At 62.9% G+C, this 13,673-nt stretch carries 15 protein-coding genes; 9 read left to right on the forward strand and 6 right to left on the reverse strand.

The window, feature by feature from the left end; translation table 11 throughout:
• The first annotated feature begins 292 nt into the window (after nucleotides 1-292).
• A complete protein-coding gene (locus NKG95_RS28415; RefSeq protein WP_353043128.1) occupies nucleotides 293-523 on the forward strand; it encodes a hypothetical protein in 231 nt (76 codons plus the stop codon).
• A gap of 77 nt (nucleotides 524-600) precedes the next feature.
• Here the strand turns inward: NKG95_RS28415 and NKG95_RS28420 are convergent, their stop codons facing one another.
• Nucleotides 601-912 carry a hypothetical protein gene (locus NKG95_RS28420; RefSeq protein ID WP_023720549.1) on the reverse strand — a complete coding sequence of 104 codons (312 nt, stop codon included), beginning with the start codon at nucleotides 910-912 and terminating at the stop codon, nucleotides 601-603.
• Between the two features lie 275 nt (nucleotides 913-1,187).
• Here NKG95_RS28420 and NKG95_RS28425 point away from each other — a divergent pair, with 275 nt between their 5' ends.
• Nucleotides 1,188-1,352, forward strand: a complete 165-nt coding sequence (locus tag NKG95_RS28425) for a DUF3309 family protein (protein WP_023720548.1) — start codon at nucleotides 1,188-1,190, stop codon at nucleotides 1,350-1,352.
• 147 nt (nucleotides 1,353-1,499) lie between these two features.
• Here NKG95_RS28425 and NKG95_RS28430 read toward each other — a convergent pair whose 3' ends face one another.
• Nucleotides 1,500-1,697, reverse strand: a complete 198-nt coding sequence (locus NKG95_RS28430; RefSeq protein ID WP_352859021.1) for a hypothetical protein — start codon at nucleotides 1,695-1,697, stop codon at nucleotides 1,500-1,502.
• Nucleotides 1,698-2,254: 557 nt separating this feature from the next.
• Here NKG95_RS28430 and NKG95_RS28435 point away from each other — a divergent pair.
• The gene (locus NKG95_RS28435) at nucleotides 2,255-2,929 is read left to right on the forward strand and encodes a Crp/Fnr family transcriptional regulator (protein WP_502913992.1); all 675 of its coding nucleotides are present in this window, start codon (nucleotides 2,255-2,257) and stop codon (nucleotides 2,927-2,929) included.
• Nucleotides 2,930-3,100: 171 nt separating this feature from the next.
• The gene (locus tag NKG95_RS28440; protein ID WP_023677104.1) at nucleotides 3,101-3,628 is read left to right on the forward strand and encodes a YciE/YciF ferroxidase family protein; all 528 of its coding nucleotides are present in this window, start codon (nucleotides 3,101-3,103) and stop codon (nucleotides 3,626-3,628) included.
• 137 nt (nucleotides 3,629-3,765) lie between these two features.
• On the opposite strand, the gene NKG95_RS28445 is transcribed toward NKG95_RS28440, so the two are convergent.
• Together NKG95_RS28445 and NKG95_RS28450 are read right to left on the reverse strand one after the other, a co-directional pair.
• Nucleotides 3,766-4,764, reverse strand: a complete 999-nt coding sequence (locus NKG95_RS28445) for an ATP-dependent DNA ligase (RefSeq protein ID WP_353043130.1) — start codon at nucleotides 4,762-4,764, stop codon at nucleotides 3,766-3,768.
• Between the two features lie 30 nt (nucleotides 4,765-4,794).
• The gene (locus tag NKG95_RS28450; RefSeq protein ID WP_352791470.1) at nucleotides 4,795-4,962 is read right to left on the reverse strand and encodes a hypothetical protein; all 168 of its coding nucleotides are present in this window, start codon (nucleotides 4,960-4,962) and stop codon (nucleotides 4,795-4,797) included.
• A gap of 225 nt (nucleotides 4,963-5,187) precedes the next feature.
• Here NKG95_RS28450 and NKG95_RS28455 point away from each other — a divergent pair, with 225 nt between their 5' ends.
• Together NKG95_RS28455 and NKG95_RS28460 are read left to right on the forward strand one after the other, a co-directional pair.
• Nucleotides 5,188-5,892 carry an MgtC/SapB family protein gene (locus NKG95_RS28455; RefSeq protein ID WP_031194456.1) on the forward strand — a complete coding sequence of 235 codons (705 nt, stop codon included), beginning with the start codon at nucleotides 5,188-5,190 and terminating at the stop codon, nucleotides 5,890-5,892.
• 201 nt (nucleotides 5,893-6,093) lie between these two features.
• Nucleotides 6,094-7,356: a DUF763 domain-containing protein gene (locus NKG95_RS28460; RefSeq protein ID WP_353043131.1), complete on the forward strand. Its 1,263-nt coding sequence runs from the start codon at nucleotides 6,094-6,096 to the stop codon at nucleotides 7,354-7,356.
• Between the two features lie 10 nt (nucleotides 7,357-7,366).
• Here NKG95_RS28460 and NKG95_RS28465 read toward each other — a convergent pair whose 3' ends face one another.
• Nucleotides 7,367-7,810 (reverse strand): PPC domain-containing DNA-binding protein, encoded by a 444-nt coding sequence (locus NKG95_RS28465; protein WP_352481423.1) that lies wholly within the window; start codon nucleotides 7,808-7,810, stop codon nucleotides 7,367-7,369.
• A 176-nt stretch (nucleotides 7,811-7,986) separates the two neighbouring features.
• Here NKG95_RS28465 and NKG95_RS28470 point away from each other — a divergent pair, with 176 nt between their 5' ends.
• The 3 genes from NKG95_RS28470 to NKG95_RS28480 are packed head-to-tail and all read left to right on the forward strand — an operon-like array spanning nucleotide 7,987 to nucleotide 11,908.
• On the forward strand, nucleotides 7,987-8,601 hold the full coding sequence (locus tag NKG95_RS28470; protein WP_353043132.1) for a (2Fe-2S)-binding protein: 615 nt from the start codon (nucleotides 7,987-7,989) through the stop codon (nucleotides 8,599-8,601).
• A gap of 1 nt (nucleotide 8,602) precedes the next feature.
• Nucleotides 8,603-9,625, forward strand: coding sequence for an FAD binding domain-containing protein (locus NKG95_RS28475; protein ID WP_353043133.1), 1,023 nt, complete (start codon nucleotides 8,603-8,605; stop codon nucleotides 9,623-9,625).
• 3 nt (nucleotides 9,626-9,628) lie between these two features.
• A complete protein-coding gene (locus NKG95_RS28480) occupies nucleotides 9,629-11,908 on the forward strand; it encodes a xanthine dehydrogenase family protein molybdopterin-binding subunit (protein WP_353043134.1) in 2,280 nt (759 codons plus the stop codon).
• Between the two features lie 46 nt (nucleotides 11,909-11,954).
• Here the strand turns inward: NKG95_RS28480 and NKG95_RS28485 are convergent, their stop codons facing one another.
• A complete protein-coding gene (locus NKG95_RS28485) occupies nucleotides 11,955-13,670 on the reverse strand; it encodes an HAD family hydrolase (RefSeq protein WP_353043135.1) in 1,716 nt (571 codons plus the stop codon).
• Nucleotides 13,671-13,673 lie beyond the last annotated feature (3 nt).

Below are 13,673 nucleotides of genomic sequence, written 5' to 3' on the forward strand. Positions count from 1 at the left end.
ATCCAGGACGTGAGCCTCTGGCTGGCCGACAAAGGCCACTAGCTCCACGCGCGTAGCGCCTCCGGCAGCGGCAGGGGCCGGCGCGGGGGGGGGGGGGGGGCCGCGGGGGGGGGGCGGGCCGCCCCCCCCCCCCCCCCACGCGAAACAATGGTTTGGAAACGCAAAACAAAAAGACGCCGGCTGCGTCCTGCAAAGTGCAACGTAAGCCACGAGATCGTACGGAATCGTACAAGCTCTTTCGCTTTGCCGCAGTCTTGCTATCGTTGGCTGGGAGAGATGGGTGGAGGCTTCCGTGGGGCAGATCAAGTCGCCGCTGGGAATCGGTATTGACACCGACGCTGCCGTTCATACCATCATGGGCGGCTACCATTCCGGCGACATTCTCTCGACCACCGTCGTCATAGCCGATTTGCGCAGACGCTTTCCCTGGTGCCGGCAAACCGACGAGGAGCTGGTTGGCTTCATCGTTCGGGCGCTGGACGGTCGGGAGATCGCCGTCAGCTTCGACCACCGCGGCCGTTAGGCGGCTGATTTATGGCAAACTGACGAGGCTGCGGAGCGCACGCTCCGCAGCCTCGTCAGGCTATGATCACAGGGCGCTTACTTGCCGCAGTGGTTGTCGTTCACCGTCGGCGCCATCGTGCCCGGAGCCTTGCCGGTCGCATCGGGCAGAGCCCCCTGCGGGCCCGGCGGGCAATTCCGGTCGGCATTCGAATTCGTCGTTGAGAAATCGCGAATGCTGTTGGTGATGGTCGAATCCGTGCCGGTGTCAGGGCCGCCATTATCCGGGACTACGACCGTCCGCCCGCTACCGTCGGCAGCGGCTCCGGAGGGGTCGCCGACGTTCTGGGCCATCGCTGACGTGGCCAGACCGATCGTAAGCGCCGAAGCTGCGAGAATTTTCGTGAGCATGATGCTTCTCCTTTTTACGAGGGTCGTCGCGTTGCGACTACGAAAACAACCGTTCGGGTGGGCGAAGGTTCCGACAAATTTCCTATGAATTCAGCATGTTCTCAGGTGTTCAAAGTGGCCGGCGCGCCATTGCACAGCCCGGCGTTTTCCTCGCTGCATGAGCGTGCGCCTTGCTGTCCCGCCGGAACAGGAATGCTCCTTGCGAGTTCATACCTTTGTACAATGCGAACGCGCTGATGCGAATGGCGGCAGCGCAAACAAGGAGAGCAGACATCATGGGCCTTGGAACCATTCTCATCATCATCTTGGTCCTTGCCTTGCTTGGCGGCTTCAGCGGCTTGGGCGGCGGACCGTTCTACGGCACCGGCTATTACGGTGGCGGTGGCCTCGGCCTGGTGCTGCTCATCGTCATCATCTTGGTCGTGCTTGGGCGCATTTAGCGTCACGCTCACGACAAAACGCCTGCCGCCGGGTAACAAGCGGCGGGCGCTTTGTCGTGAACAGACGAAAAGTCTTTGGGACCCTGGCTAAAAAGGCCGACCCGCGCCGGACCCTTCTACACCGAGGACCCCGCCATAGCAGCAGCTTTAGTGTTGGCGATCGGCGGCCAGTGCTTCTTTTAGATCGGCGCTTAGCGCGCCCTCGTTGAACAGCGACATGATACGGGCGGCCAACCGCTCGCGGACCGGACTGTCGTCCGCAACACCCAACTCGCGGCAGCAGTCGTCGAGCGCTTTTCTCAGCACGCTCAGTTCGGCTGGAGTTGCTGCACCATGCATCGACATGCCATCCTCCCTGAAAAGGGCGAAAGCGCGAAGCGTCTTTCAAGCATCCACTCGCCATGCCTGTGTGGACGACTCAAATTCAATTAGCGCCGCTCGCCTCCAAACTCAATGTACGGAAATTACCGAGCGGACAGATCGGGAACGACTACCTTTCACCTGCATTATTGTAGTGATCCAAGCCACCCTCATTTGGATCACTGGGCGTAGCCCACGACGCCCGAATGGAGCCCGTTGCATCCCTCGCGACGGGCTCTTTCGCGCCCGACATTTTTGATTTTGTCGATTTCGTACCAAAGCACCTTTGGTACGTTTTCAACTCTAACTTTCAGTGGGATGTTTTCGTAGGCAAGCGGCAGGAGAAACTGCCGTGCATCGATTGATTTATTTATTTAGTAGGCTCCATACCTTTCAGCGCTTATATAGACCGTATCGTCCGCAGGTTATACCGGGCGCGGACGGCTGGGAGATCAAAAAGCTCTTGCCCTGTTTTGGGCCCGGCTATGTCTGATCCAGCAATTTCCAATCAAAATCTATTCAAAAACAAGCTTTTGCGCCGGATGAGCGCCGGCGATTTTGCATTCCTCGAGCCGCATATCGAGCGCTGTTCGCTGGAGTTGCGGCAATCGCTCGAAGTATCCGGATCACCGATCGAGGCCATCTATTTCGTCGAGGACGGCATTGGTTCAGTGGTTGCGAAAATGCCGAATGGCAGCGACGCGGAAGTTGGCCTCATTGGCTTGGAAGGTATGACCGGCTCGGCCCTGGTGATGGGCGACGATCGCATGGTCCATGATTGCTACGTGCAACTGGCGGGAGAAGCCGCCAGGATAGATGCCGAGCCATTCAAGGCAGCGCTGACGCAAAGCCCGACACTGCGGCTGTTTTTGTTGCGCTACGTGCAGTGTCTGCATGTCCAGACCGGCTACACCGCGCTGGTCAACGCGCGATCGAAGCTTGAAGACCGGCTGGCGCGCTGGCTGCTCATGTGTGACGATCGGGTGGCCGGCGACCGGCTGACGATCACTCACGAATTCCTGTCGATCATGCTCGGCGTAAGGCGTCCGGGCGTCACGGTCGCGCTTCAGCTGCTTGAGGGGCGAGGGCTCATCCGGTCCCGCCGCGGCGAAATCATCATCCGCGACCGCGATGGTCTCGTCGCACTTGCGGATGGCGGATATGGCTTGGCCGAAGCCGAATATACCCGCTTGGTCGAGCATATCGGCGAGCGCTGACGGCGCTTTCCTCGCTTGTTGCTGCCGCGGGTCGAGACCCCTTGCGATACCACACAAGCGTTGTCGGAAAAATTTTCAAAGCTGCCGAACCGTGAGGGAACTTGTTTCCCATCGGAGGGTTATCGGACGCCTCTATTTTGAGAGGCGGCCACCAACCTTCGGGAGAGGATCATGGCGACTACGAAAAAGGCCGCGAAGGCGGCAAGCAAGGGCCTTGAGGATCTGTTCCTCGACGGGCTCAAAGACCTCTACTACGCTGAGAAGAAGATACTGAAAGCACTGCCCAAAATGGCCAAGGGCGCGGAGTCGGAAGAAGTGACCGCCGCCTTCGAGAAGCACCGCATGGAAACCGAAGGACATGTCGACCGCCTGGAGGAGGTGTTCGAGAAATTCGGCAAGCCGGCCCGTGGCAAGACCTGTCCGGCGATTGACGGCATCATCGAAGAGGGCTCGGAAGTGCTCGAGGAGTATAACGGTGCTCCCGCACTCGACGCCGGGCTTGTCGGCGCGGCGCAGGCCGTCGAGCATTACGAGATCGCTCGTTACGGCACTTTGATCGCGTGGGCCGAAGAACTCGGCAAGAGCGACGTTGTCGAACTGCTCAGGGCAACTCTCAAGGAAGAGGTCGCGACCGACGAAGCGCTTTCCAAGCTCGGCGAAAGCGGTGTCAACGAACGCGCAATGCAAGAAGCCGCTTGATCTTCAGACCGCTTCCGAGTCTCGGCAATGGATTGCCGAGGCTCGGCCAGTGCGGCGAACCGGCGAATTCTGCTTTGGTTCCGTCGGCGGCGGCAGAACGGACACCAAGAACTTTGAAGCGGTGCCTCGGGACGGACTTACTCGATCTGCTCGAACGTACATTGCCGGGGCTCCTTGTCCGGCCGCCAGCGCAACAGCTTGGTTCCGTGCCGGAACCGGTCGCCTGTCACATGGTCGAAACGAACCTCGACCACCAGTTCAGGCTTTATCGGTTCCCATTGTCCGCTGCGCTCCGTGCTCCAGCGGCTTGGTCCGCCCGGCGCCTTGCCGGTGAAACCCGGTTTGGCCCGCAGTTTTTCCAGCCGTCTGGTCAGCGCCGCCCTGTCGTCCTTGCCGATGGTCGAGGTGAATCCGACATGGTCCAACCTGCCTTCGTTATTGTAGAGGCCAAGCAGCAGGGATCCGACTTCGTTGCTGCCGGCGAGATAGCGAAAGCCGCCGACCACGCAATCCGCAGTGCGCAGCCGCTTGACCTTGACCATGGCGCGCTCGCCGGGCTGGTATGGCTCGGCGATCAGTTTTGCAACAACACCGTCGGTCGAGCCATGGCCGGCGCCTTGCAGCCAGCGCTCGGCGGCAGCGGCATCGTGCGTGCATTTGGACAGGCACAGTTCGGGCCGTCCCGCCGACGCGACAAAGGCCTCGATCGCCCGTCTCCTGTTGGTGAGGGGTTGTTCGATGATGACCTTGCCGCCGGGTTCGGCCAGCATATCAAACAGGACCAGCATGGCAGGCGTCTCCAGGCTCAACTTGCGGATCCTGCTTTCGGCTGGATGAAGGCGCATTTGCAGGGCCTCGAACGAGGACGATCCGTCGACCTCGATGACGATCTCGCCGTCGGCAACAAACCGTCGCGACCTCACATCGCGCAGCACCGCGACCAGTTCGGGAAAATAGCGGCCAAGCGGCTTGCCCGATTTTGCACGCAGATCGACGGCATCGTCGCCCTTGAACACGAGGCAGCGAAACCCGTCCCATTTCGGTTCGTACTGCCAAAGCCCGTCACCGCCAGGAATTGCGTCGGCGGCTTTGGCTTCCATCGGACGAAGGTCGAGCGGCAACGGAAATGCGGTCATGGCTGGTCCGCGCCGCCGCCGAGGCATTCGCTACCGCCGTCGGCCATTCCCCTGGGCCCTGCTTTGCCGCCTCGCCACTTTGCGGCCGGTCTGGTCGGGCGAAGGCGCCAGCGGATCGACTTCGTCGGACCCGCCGATCTCCTTGGTAATGCGATAGGCCAGATAAGCGACGGCTCCTGCAACCAGCAAGCGGACCATGATTGAAAATCCTTCGTTGGCGTGAACCCACCAACCCCGAGCCGAAGGTTTTGTTCCGCCGCTGCCCATAGCCGAGGTGAATCGTCGGCTGCGCAACCAAAACCTAAGCGCATCGTTTGTTGCTTATCGACGAAAAGAGTCTGCGATGAAGACGCTGTTACCCTTGTTCGCTTTGACCCTGGCGCCAATCCAGGCCAGCAGCGCTTGGCCTGACGGGTGACCGCGATGCTCCTCGTTGTTCCGGTTTGGCAAGACATCGCGGCACGGTTGCTTCTGACCGCGCTCGCCGGCCTGTTGATAGGCCTCAACCGGGAGGCGCGCGGGCACGCGGCGGGGCTACGCACCACCGTGCTGGTGGGATTGGCCGCCGCCATCACAATGATCCAGGCCAGTATTCTGCTGGAGACCGTTGGCAAGCACCCGGATTCGTTTGCATCGATGGACGTCCTGCGCTTTCCGCTGGGCGTGTTGACCGGCGTCGGCTTTATCGGCGGTGGCGCCATTCTTCGCCGCGGCAATCTTGTCAGCGGGGTCACCACAGCGGCCACGTTGTGGGTGATGACGGCGATCGGATTGGCTTTCGGTGGTGGCCAATACGGCTTGGGCGCGGCCGGCACGGCGCTGACGCTGGCCACTTTGCTGGTCCTGAAATGGGTGGACCTTCGAATGTCGCGCGAACACCATGCCCAGTTGGCACTGACGTGGAAGGCCGCGGCTCGACAGGAGCTCGATGCGCTCATCGGGCCGCTTGGCTACCAGGCACGCCTCGTCGCAATAGAGAGGCGCCCAGATCTCAAGGACCCTGTATTCTCGTTCGAGATCAGTTGGAGGCGGCCCGACACTGGCGCACCGCCAATGGATCTGCTGGCATCGGTGGGCGAGCATTGCGAGATCCAGAAGTTTGATCTCCTCAGCGAGCCTGCCCGGTAGAGCGGTTCATCGTTTCACGGAAACGCCGAACCGCTCTATCGCTTTGTTTCTGCGCAATTCCGGACGGAAAACCGTTTCACACTTTTCCTGGAAGTGCTCTAGCGGCTCGCAACGATCGCGGCCTGAATCAGGCCATCGCTTCTTCGCGGCACTTTCGATACCTATCTGTCGAGGCAGGACTCAAGGAGCAAGCAAAAGAGCGTGGCACAGCGATCGGGAAGTGCTGACCTTCCACTTCACGGCGGGCGCGTGCCGAAATGGCTCGGCGACCGCATGACGCGGCTTGGCGCGGTCATGTGCGAGGCGATCATCCACCATTACGGCCGCGATGAATTGCTGCGCCGGCTGGCGCATCCGTTCTGGTTCCAGTCTTTTGGCGCCGTGATGGGGATGGACTGGCACTCCTCCGGCATCACCACCAGCGTCGTCGGTGCCTTGAAGCGCGGCCTGTCGCCGCTTTCCAGCGAGCTCGGCATTCACGTTTGCGGCGGCCGCGGCGCGCATTCGCGCAAGACCCCGCACGAGCTTGCCCTGATCGGCGAGCGTGTCGGCCTCGACGGGCAGGGCCTGGCGACTGCCAGCCGGCTTGTCGCCAAGGTGGACAGCGCCGCGGTCCAGGACGGTTTCGATCTCTATCTGCACGGCTTCATCGTCACCGATGACGGCAAGTGGGTGGTGGTGCAGCAAGGCATGAACGGCGACAGCAAGGTGGCGCGCCGCTATCACTGGCTGTCGGAGGGCCTGAAGAGCTTTGTCGACCAGCCGCATGCCGCCATCGAAGGCGCCAACCAGGGCGAGATCGTCAACCTGACCGACCGCCGCGCCGAAGCGTCGCGCCAGGGACAACTGGACCTTCTGCACGATCTTGGACCGGATCGCATCGTGAGGGAGCTTGCCGCTTTGGAGCGGGGTTCGGCGCCAGTGCCGGAGCCGGCACAGAAGCTGCTGCCGCATCTGGTGATGCCGGCGCACCACGATGTACGCGAAAGCGATGTCGTCATGCGCCGCCTGCACGGCAACATCGCGGCGGCGGCCGAGCGCGGCCCGACGGATTTCGCCGGCCTTCTCCTGGTGCCCAACGTCGGCGCGCGCACGGTGCGGGCGCTGGCGCTGGTCGCCGAAGTCGTGCATGGCGCGCCATGCCGTTTTTCCGATCCAGGACGTTTCTCGCTGGCGCATGGCGGCAAGGACAGGCATCCGTTCCCTGTGCCGCTGAAGGTCTATGACGAGACGATCGGCGTGCTGAAGTCGGCTGTCCAGAAGGCCAGGCTCGGCCGTGAGGAAGAGATCGGCGCCTTGCGGCGGCTGGACGACCAGTCGCGGCAAGTCGAGCGCTATGCCACCGGGCCGAGCCTGAAGGAAATCGTCGCCGGGGAGTTCGAGCAATCGCATCTGCTCGGCGGCCGCAGCGTCTTCGGTTGGGAAGTCGCCCCCGAAACGACCGCAGTTAAATCAACGAAGTGATCGGCTCGGATCAAGCCTCCAGGTCGATCAACGCGACACCGAGCTCGGGACGGTGCCTGCGGCGCAGATGTCCAGGCGTTTCCACCAGCGTGACCTCGAGCGTCGGGCGAACGATGGCGTCCAGCAGATGGCCGCCCCTTGTGCTGCCGTCGCTCAATCCGAGCACGGCATGGACGTGCAGGCTGGGCTTGCCGTCGTCGCCGATGGCAACATCGCCAATCGCGCTCAGCACCTCGCACTGTTCCCGGATGGGAATTTTCCGGTAGGTCCTTTCCCTAGGGTCGAACCAGCCGACAGTTGCCCTTTCGAAAGCGCCGAGCGCGCTCAGCGACGCGCTGCCAACGCCGTGGTCGGCCGCAAACGAGGTCAGCTGCGCAAACGCCTCTTCGCCGGGATCAAGCACAACGACGAACGTTCTTTGGCCGGCGCTTTCGGCAACAATCTGTGACTTCATGATCTCGCTCCAGACGCCATTTCGGTTCTGTCCGATCGGGGTTGAACGGCAAGCCGGCTCGAGAGTTCCCCGGCACGGTTCGGATGAACATAGGATCACAGCCACGTGAGGCGGAGGAACCTTGCCTTGCGTGACTGGTTCGGCCGGCTTGAGACCCAGCCAGCCGGGAGCCAGCCATGTCCGAAACCCCTCTTGCCAGCCTGAGCCGACGCAGTTTCATGACCGGATCCGTTTCGGCGGCTGCGGCAGGGCCGCTCATGGCCACGTCGGCAAAAGCCGCCGCCCCGCAACCTGCCGCTTCGGCCGAGCCGCGCGATCTGTCGGCGATTTCACTGCGCATCAACAAGCAGCCCTACAATCTCGCCCTCGACAATCGCACCAGCCTGCTCGACGCGCTGCGCGACCATGTCGGCCTGACGGGTACCAAGAAAGGCTGCGACCATGGCCAGTGCGGAGCCTGCACCGTTCTTGTCGACGGCAAGCGGGTACTGTCGTGCCTGAGCTTTGCCGTGATGAACAAGGGCCATGAGATCACCACGGTGGACGGGCTCGCTTCCGCCGACGGCAATTTGCATCCGATGCAGCAGGCCTTCATCGACAATGACGCCTTCCAATGCGGGTACTGCACGCCCGGCCAGATCATGTCCGCCATTGGCTGCATCAACGAAGGCCATGCCGGCTCCGAGGGCGATATCCGCGAGTATATGAGCGGTAATCTCTGCCGCTGTGCTGCCTACCCCAACATAGTCGCGGCCATCATGCAGGCCCAGGACGAAACAAGGAAAGCCTGAGATGCGTCCCTTCGTTTACGAGAGACCGGCCAGCGTGTCCGCGGCGGCCGCCATTGCTTCCCGTTTTGCCGCAGAGGGTGTTCCGCCTACCGAGGCCGCCGCGCAATTCATCGCCGGCGGCACCAATCTGGCCGACTACATGAAGCTTGGCGTGGCCCAGCCGGCACGGCTGGTCGATCTCAATGGTCTCGGTGACAGGGCCCTGCGACAGATCGAGGTCGGCGACGACAGCATCCGCTTCGGCGCGCTGGTCCGCATGGGCGAGGCGGCTGACACAGGCGAGATCAAGCGCCGTTGCCCGATGCTTGCCGAAAGCCTGAAGTTCGCCGCCAGCGGCCAGCTCCGCAACATGGCGAGCCTGGCCGGCAATGTGCTGCAGCGGACGCGGTGCGAGTATTTTCGCGAGACCTCCTGGCCATGCAACAAGCGCGAGCCGGGCTCCGGCTGCGCGGCCATGGAAGGGTTCAACCGGCAACATGCGGTCCTTGGCACCAGCAACGCCTGCATCGCCACCTATCACGGCGATTTCGCCCAGGCGCTGATCGCGCTCGGCGCGACGGTCGAGGTCGAGGCAAGGCGCGGTATGCGCAAGATAGCGTTTTCGAGGCTACATCGCCTGCCGGGAGATACGCCCAACGTTGAAACCGAACTGGCCCCTGACGAGGTGATCACGGCCATCGAGGTGCCGCTTGGCGCCTGGAGCCGCCGCTCACGCTACGTGAAGATCCGCGACCGCGAGTCCTATGCGTTCGCGCTGGCCTCGGCGGCCGTGGCTCTGGACATGGACGGCGACACCGTCAGCCAGGCGCGCATCGCGCTTGGCGGCGTGGCAACCGTGCCATGGCGGGCCAGGGCGGCCGAGGAAGCACTCAGCGGCAAGGCACTCGACGATGAGGCGGCCGAAGCTGCCGCCGAAGCCGCGTTCGCCGAGGCGAAACCGCGCGAACACAATGCGTTCAAGATACCGCTCGGCAAGCGCACGCTTGTGCGGGCCCTGCTCGAAACGCGCGACATGAAGGTCTGACCCATGAACCAAGCTGCTCCCGCGCCGAAAGAGAATATGGGAAATCCCGTTCCGCGCATCGATGCCCGCCTGAAGGTCACCGGACAGGCCGGCTATTCGGCCGATCTTCCAACCGCCAATATGGCCTATGGCGCACTTGCTACCAGCAGCATCGCCAAGGGCAGCATCACCGCCGTCCGGCTCGAAAAGGCGCGTAAGGTGCCCGGCGTTCTCGATATCGTCAGCGTCGGCGACATGGACGGCATCGACAAGCCGAAATTCGGCAACACCGGTGCAAGTTCGATCGCGCCGCTCCATGACAAGGCCATTTTCCACGACGGCCAGATCATCGCGCTGGTGGTGGCCGAAACATTCGAGGCGGCCGAGGAAGCCGCCGCCCTGATCCGCGCCGACTACGCCGAAGAGACGCCCAGCGCCGGCTTCGATTCCAGGGGAATGGAGATGGAGCCGGCCGCCGGCAAGAGTCCGTTGTTCAAGGAGGACGTCAAAGCCGGCGACTTCGATGCTGCCTATGCCGCAGCCGCAGTGAAGATCGACGAGAAATATTCGACGCCGACCCAGCACCACAACCCGATCGAGCTGTTCTCGACGACGGCGGTCTGGCAGGGCGATCAGCTCACGGTCTATGAACCGAGCCAGAACGTCACCGGCTGGAAGGCCGAGCTCGCCCGGCAGTTGAAGATCGATCCGGCCAATGTGCGGATCGTCAGTCCCTATGTCGGCGGCGCCTTCGGCTCCAAGGGGCCGATGACGGCCCGCACGGCGATCGTTGCCGTTGCGGCCCGCCGCGTCGGCCGGCCGGTGCGCTGCGTCGTCAGCCGCATTCAGGCGTACGGCACGCAGACCTACAGGGCGGAGACCCGGCACCGCATCCGCATCGGCGCAAACCAGGACGGCCGCATCACCGCCTTTGCACACGAAGGCTGGGAAGTCACGTCGCGGCCCGATCCCTATGTCGTCGGTGGCACTTCGGCCACCGGACGCATGTACGATTACGGCTCCGTGCTGACGCAAGTCTCGCTGGTGCATGCCGACCGCAATACGCCTGGCTATATGCGTTCGCCGCCCGAGACGCCCTATGTCTATGCGCTGGAAAATGCCATGGACGAGATGGCGGTAGCGCTCGGCATGGACCCGGTCGAGTTCCGCCGCGTCAACGAGCCGCAGAAGGAGCCGATCGGCGGCAAGCCCTTCTCCAGCCGCTCGCTCGTGAAATGCTACGACCAGGCCGCCGAGGCCTTCGGCTGGTCCAAGCGCGAGGCCGCGGTTGGCTCGATGCGTGACGGCGACTGGCTGGTCGGCATGGGCTGCGCCACCGCAATCTATCCGACGGCGGCTGCGCCATGCGCCGCCCGCGTCCGCCTGACCACTGACGGCGAGGTTCGCGTCCAATGCGGCTCGCATGAGATCGGCACCGGCGTGCGCACGGTGGCAGCGCAGATGGCAGCCGAACGGCTCGGGATAGAAATGGACAAGGTCAGCGTCGAAATGGGCGACAGCGCCTTGCCGCCGGCACCGGTGTCCGGCGGGTCGATTTCGACGGCAAGCGTGTGCTCGGCGGTGCTGAAGGCCTGCGATGCCGTCCGCGCAAAGCTCTTCGCCGCGGCCGTCGCCGAAGCCGGGCCGCTGGCCGGGTCCGGCAACGCCAAGCTTGAAATGAGCCAAGAGAAAATCGTCGCGGACAACGGCAAATCGGCCAAGCTGTCGGATGTTTTCAAGACGATGCAGATCGGTGCGATCGAGGAATATGCCGAATTCGCGCCAAAGGGATCGTCACCGGAGGCGCTGAAGAAGCTCTATGCCGGGCAATCGGAGTTCCACGGCGGCGACCAGGACAAGGATTCGGTGAAATACGCCTTTGGCGCGGAATTCGTCGAGGTGCGCATCAACAGCCATACGCGCGAGATCCGCGTCCCGCGCATCGTCGGCGCCTTTGCCGCCGGGCGCATCATGAACACCCGCACCGCTCGCAGCCAGCTGATGGGCGGCATGATCTGGGGCATCGGCCAAGCCTTGCACGAGGCGACGGAAATCGACAAGCGTCATGCGCGCTACGTCAATCGCGACCTGCAGGACTATCTCGTGCCGGTCAACGCCGACGTGAAGCAGCTGGAAGTGATACTGGTTCCGGAGATCGACCACGAGGTGAACCCGGCCGGCGTCAAGGGTTTGGGCGAACTCGGCAATGTCGGGACCGCCGCGGCGGTCGCGAGCGCGGTCTACCACGCCACCGGCAAGCGCATTCGCGACCTGCCGATCAGGATCGATCACCTGATCGTCTGACCTCTCCAACTCAGCCGGCTTCGGACCGGCTAGGCGCAGTTTGCATCTATTCCTTCGGCGCGGTGGCGGGCGCGGTATAGCGGCGGCGCACTGCGTCCAGGACGTGGTTGCGGCTCTCCTGCGCCGAAAGTGTGTCGTCTTTCTCCGCTTCGGCGGTTTCGCGCGCCAGCTCCTTATCCCTGATCTGGTGGCGAAACCATTTGGAATAGTCGCCGGCGCGCAAATGATGTTCCCAGGTCTTATCGTCAATGCCCTCGGCGATCTGGGCGAAAATCATCAGATTATGGGCGCGCAGGTTCATCGCATGGTCGGGGCCGCGGAAATAGAAGCTGCCCTTCTCGTCGAGCTGGCCCTCGGCATATTTGCGGCTATGGCGCTTGAGCGACTGCCGCGGCTCGATCGGCTCGACCGTGCAAGGTTTCTTGTGCGCCTGCGGCCGCCAGAACAACACGTGCTCGTCTTTTGGAGAGCTCAGATCCTTGTCCTTTGGCGGTTCGGTGCCGGTCTCGCGACAGAACGTCTTGACGACCTTTTTCGCCTTGGGGCCGAGTGCGATGACGGCGGTGACCAGCCGCAATGCTTCGGTTGAGATCGCATCCGGATGAACGGTGATCAGGATCGTGCCCGGCAATTCCATCGCCAGAACCATTGGCGTGTCGTCGCGCCGCTTCGGCAAGAGGTGATGCGCTTCGTCGATGATCAGCCAGTGTGGTCGCGCGGTGCGGAAGCGAACACCGCCAAGGCCCGGCAGCAGGTCGGCAAAGAAGTCCGGCCGCTCGTTGACGCGCAGCGCCAGGCCGTTGACGACCAGATTGTTGTCCGGCTTCTCCAGGAGATCGAGCAACTGCGTCTTCGTCGGCGCGTTCGAGCCGTCGCCCAGCCGGACGGCGCCATCGAGGCCATCGTAGTCGCCTTCCGGATCGAAGATGCAGAACTGGAACTTTCTCTCGACAAAACGCTCCGTCAATGCGGTCGCCAAGGTCGATTTGCCGATGCCCGAGCTGCCGGCGATCAGCACCGTATCGGTTGGCGACAGATACACCTCCTTGCCATCGTCCGAGCCAAGCAGAATGCCATCGCGGCTTGGCACAAGCTCGCGATCGCGCTCGACCACCTTGGCGATCAGTTCCTCGACGCCTTTTCCGCGCGCGCCTCGTGTCACGAGATCCGCCGTATCCTTGACTGCCGGCAGTGCGTTGTCGACGGCGACGCTGAAGCCGCAGGCGCGCAGGAAGGCGTGGTCGTTTTCGGCGTCGCCGACACCGACGACGTTGTGCGGCGACAATCTGAGGTCCTGAAGCGCGGCTGTCAGCCCGGTCGCCTTGTTGATGCCGCTGGGCAGGATCATCACCGCGCCTTTGTTGAAGATGATTTCCAGCTCCAGCCCCAATTTCTTGATGACCTCGAGCGCGACAGCCTGATGCGGTTCCCAGGTGGCGACGATGGAGCGTCCGACCGAAAGCGGTTTGACACCGCGTTTCCTGAGTTTGGCGATGAACTCGGGGGCGGGCGGCGGAGATATCGCCCGCTCTTCCTCGCTGGCCGGCGTGTAGATCAGCGCCCCGTTTTCCGCGACCACCTTGTCGAAGATCGCGACTTCGGGAAAGACGCGTTTCAGGTCGGGCAGCTCGCGCCCGGTGACGAGAATGAGCTTGCGGCCGCTCTTCTTGAAGCGTTGAAGCGCCGCAAGTGTCTTTTCGGCGACAATCCCTTCATGCGCCAGCGTGCCGTCGTAGTCGGTGGCCAAGGCTATGAAATACATGTC

Origin of the sequence: Mesorhizobium sp. M1423 (genome assembly GCF_040317575.1) — a bacterium.
GTDB lineage: Bacteria > Pseudomonadota > Alphaproteobacteria > Rhizobiales > Rhizobiaceae > Mesorhizobium.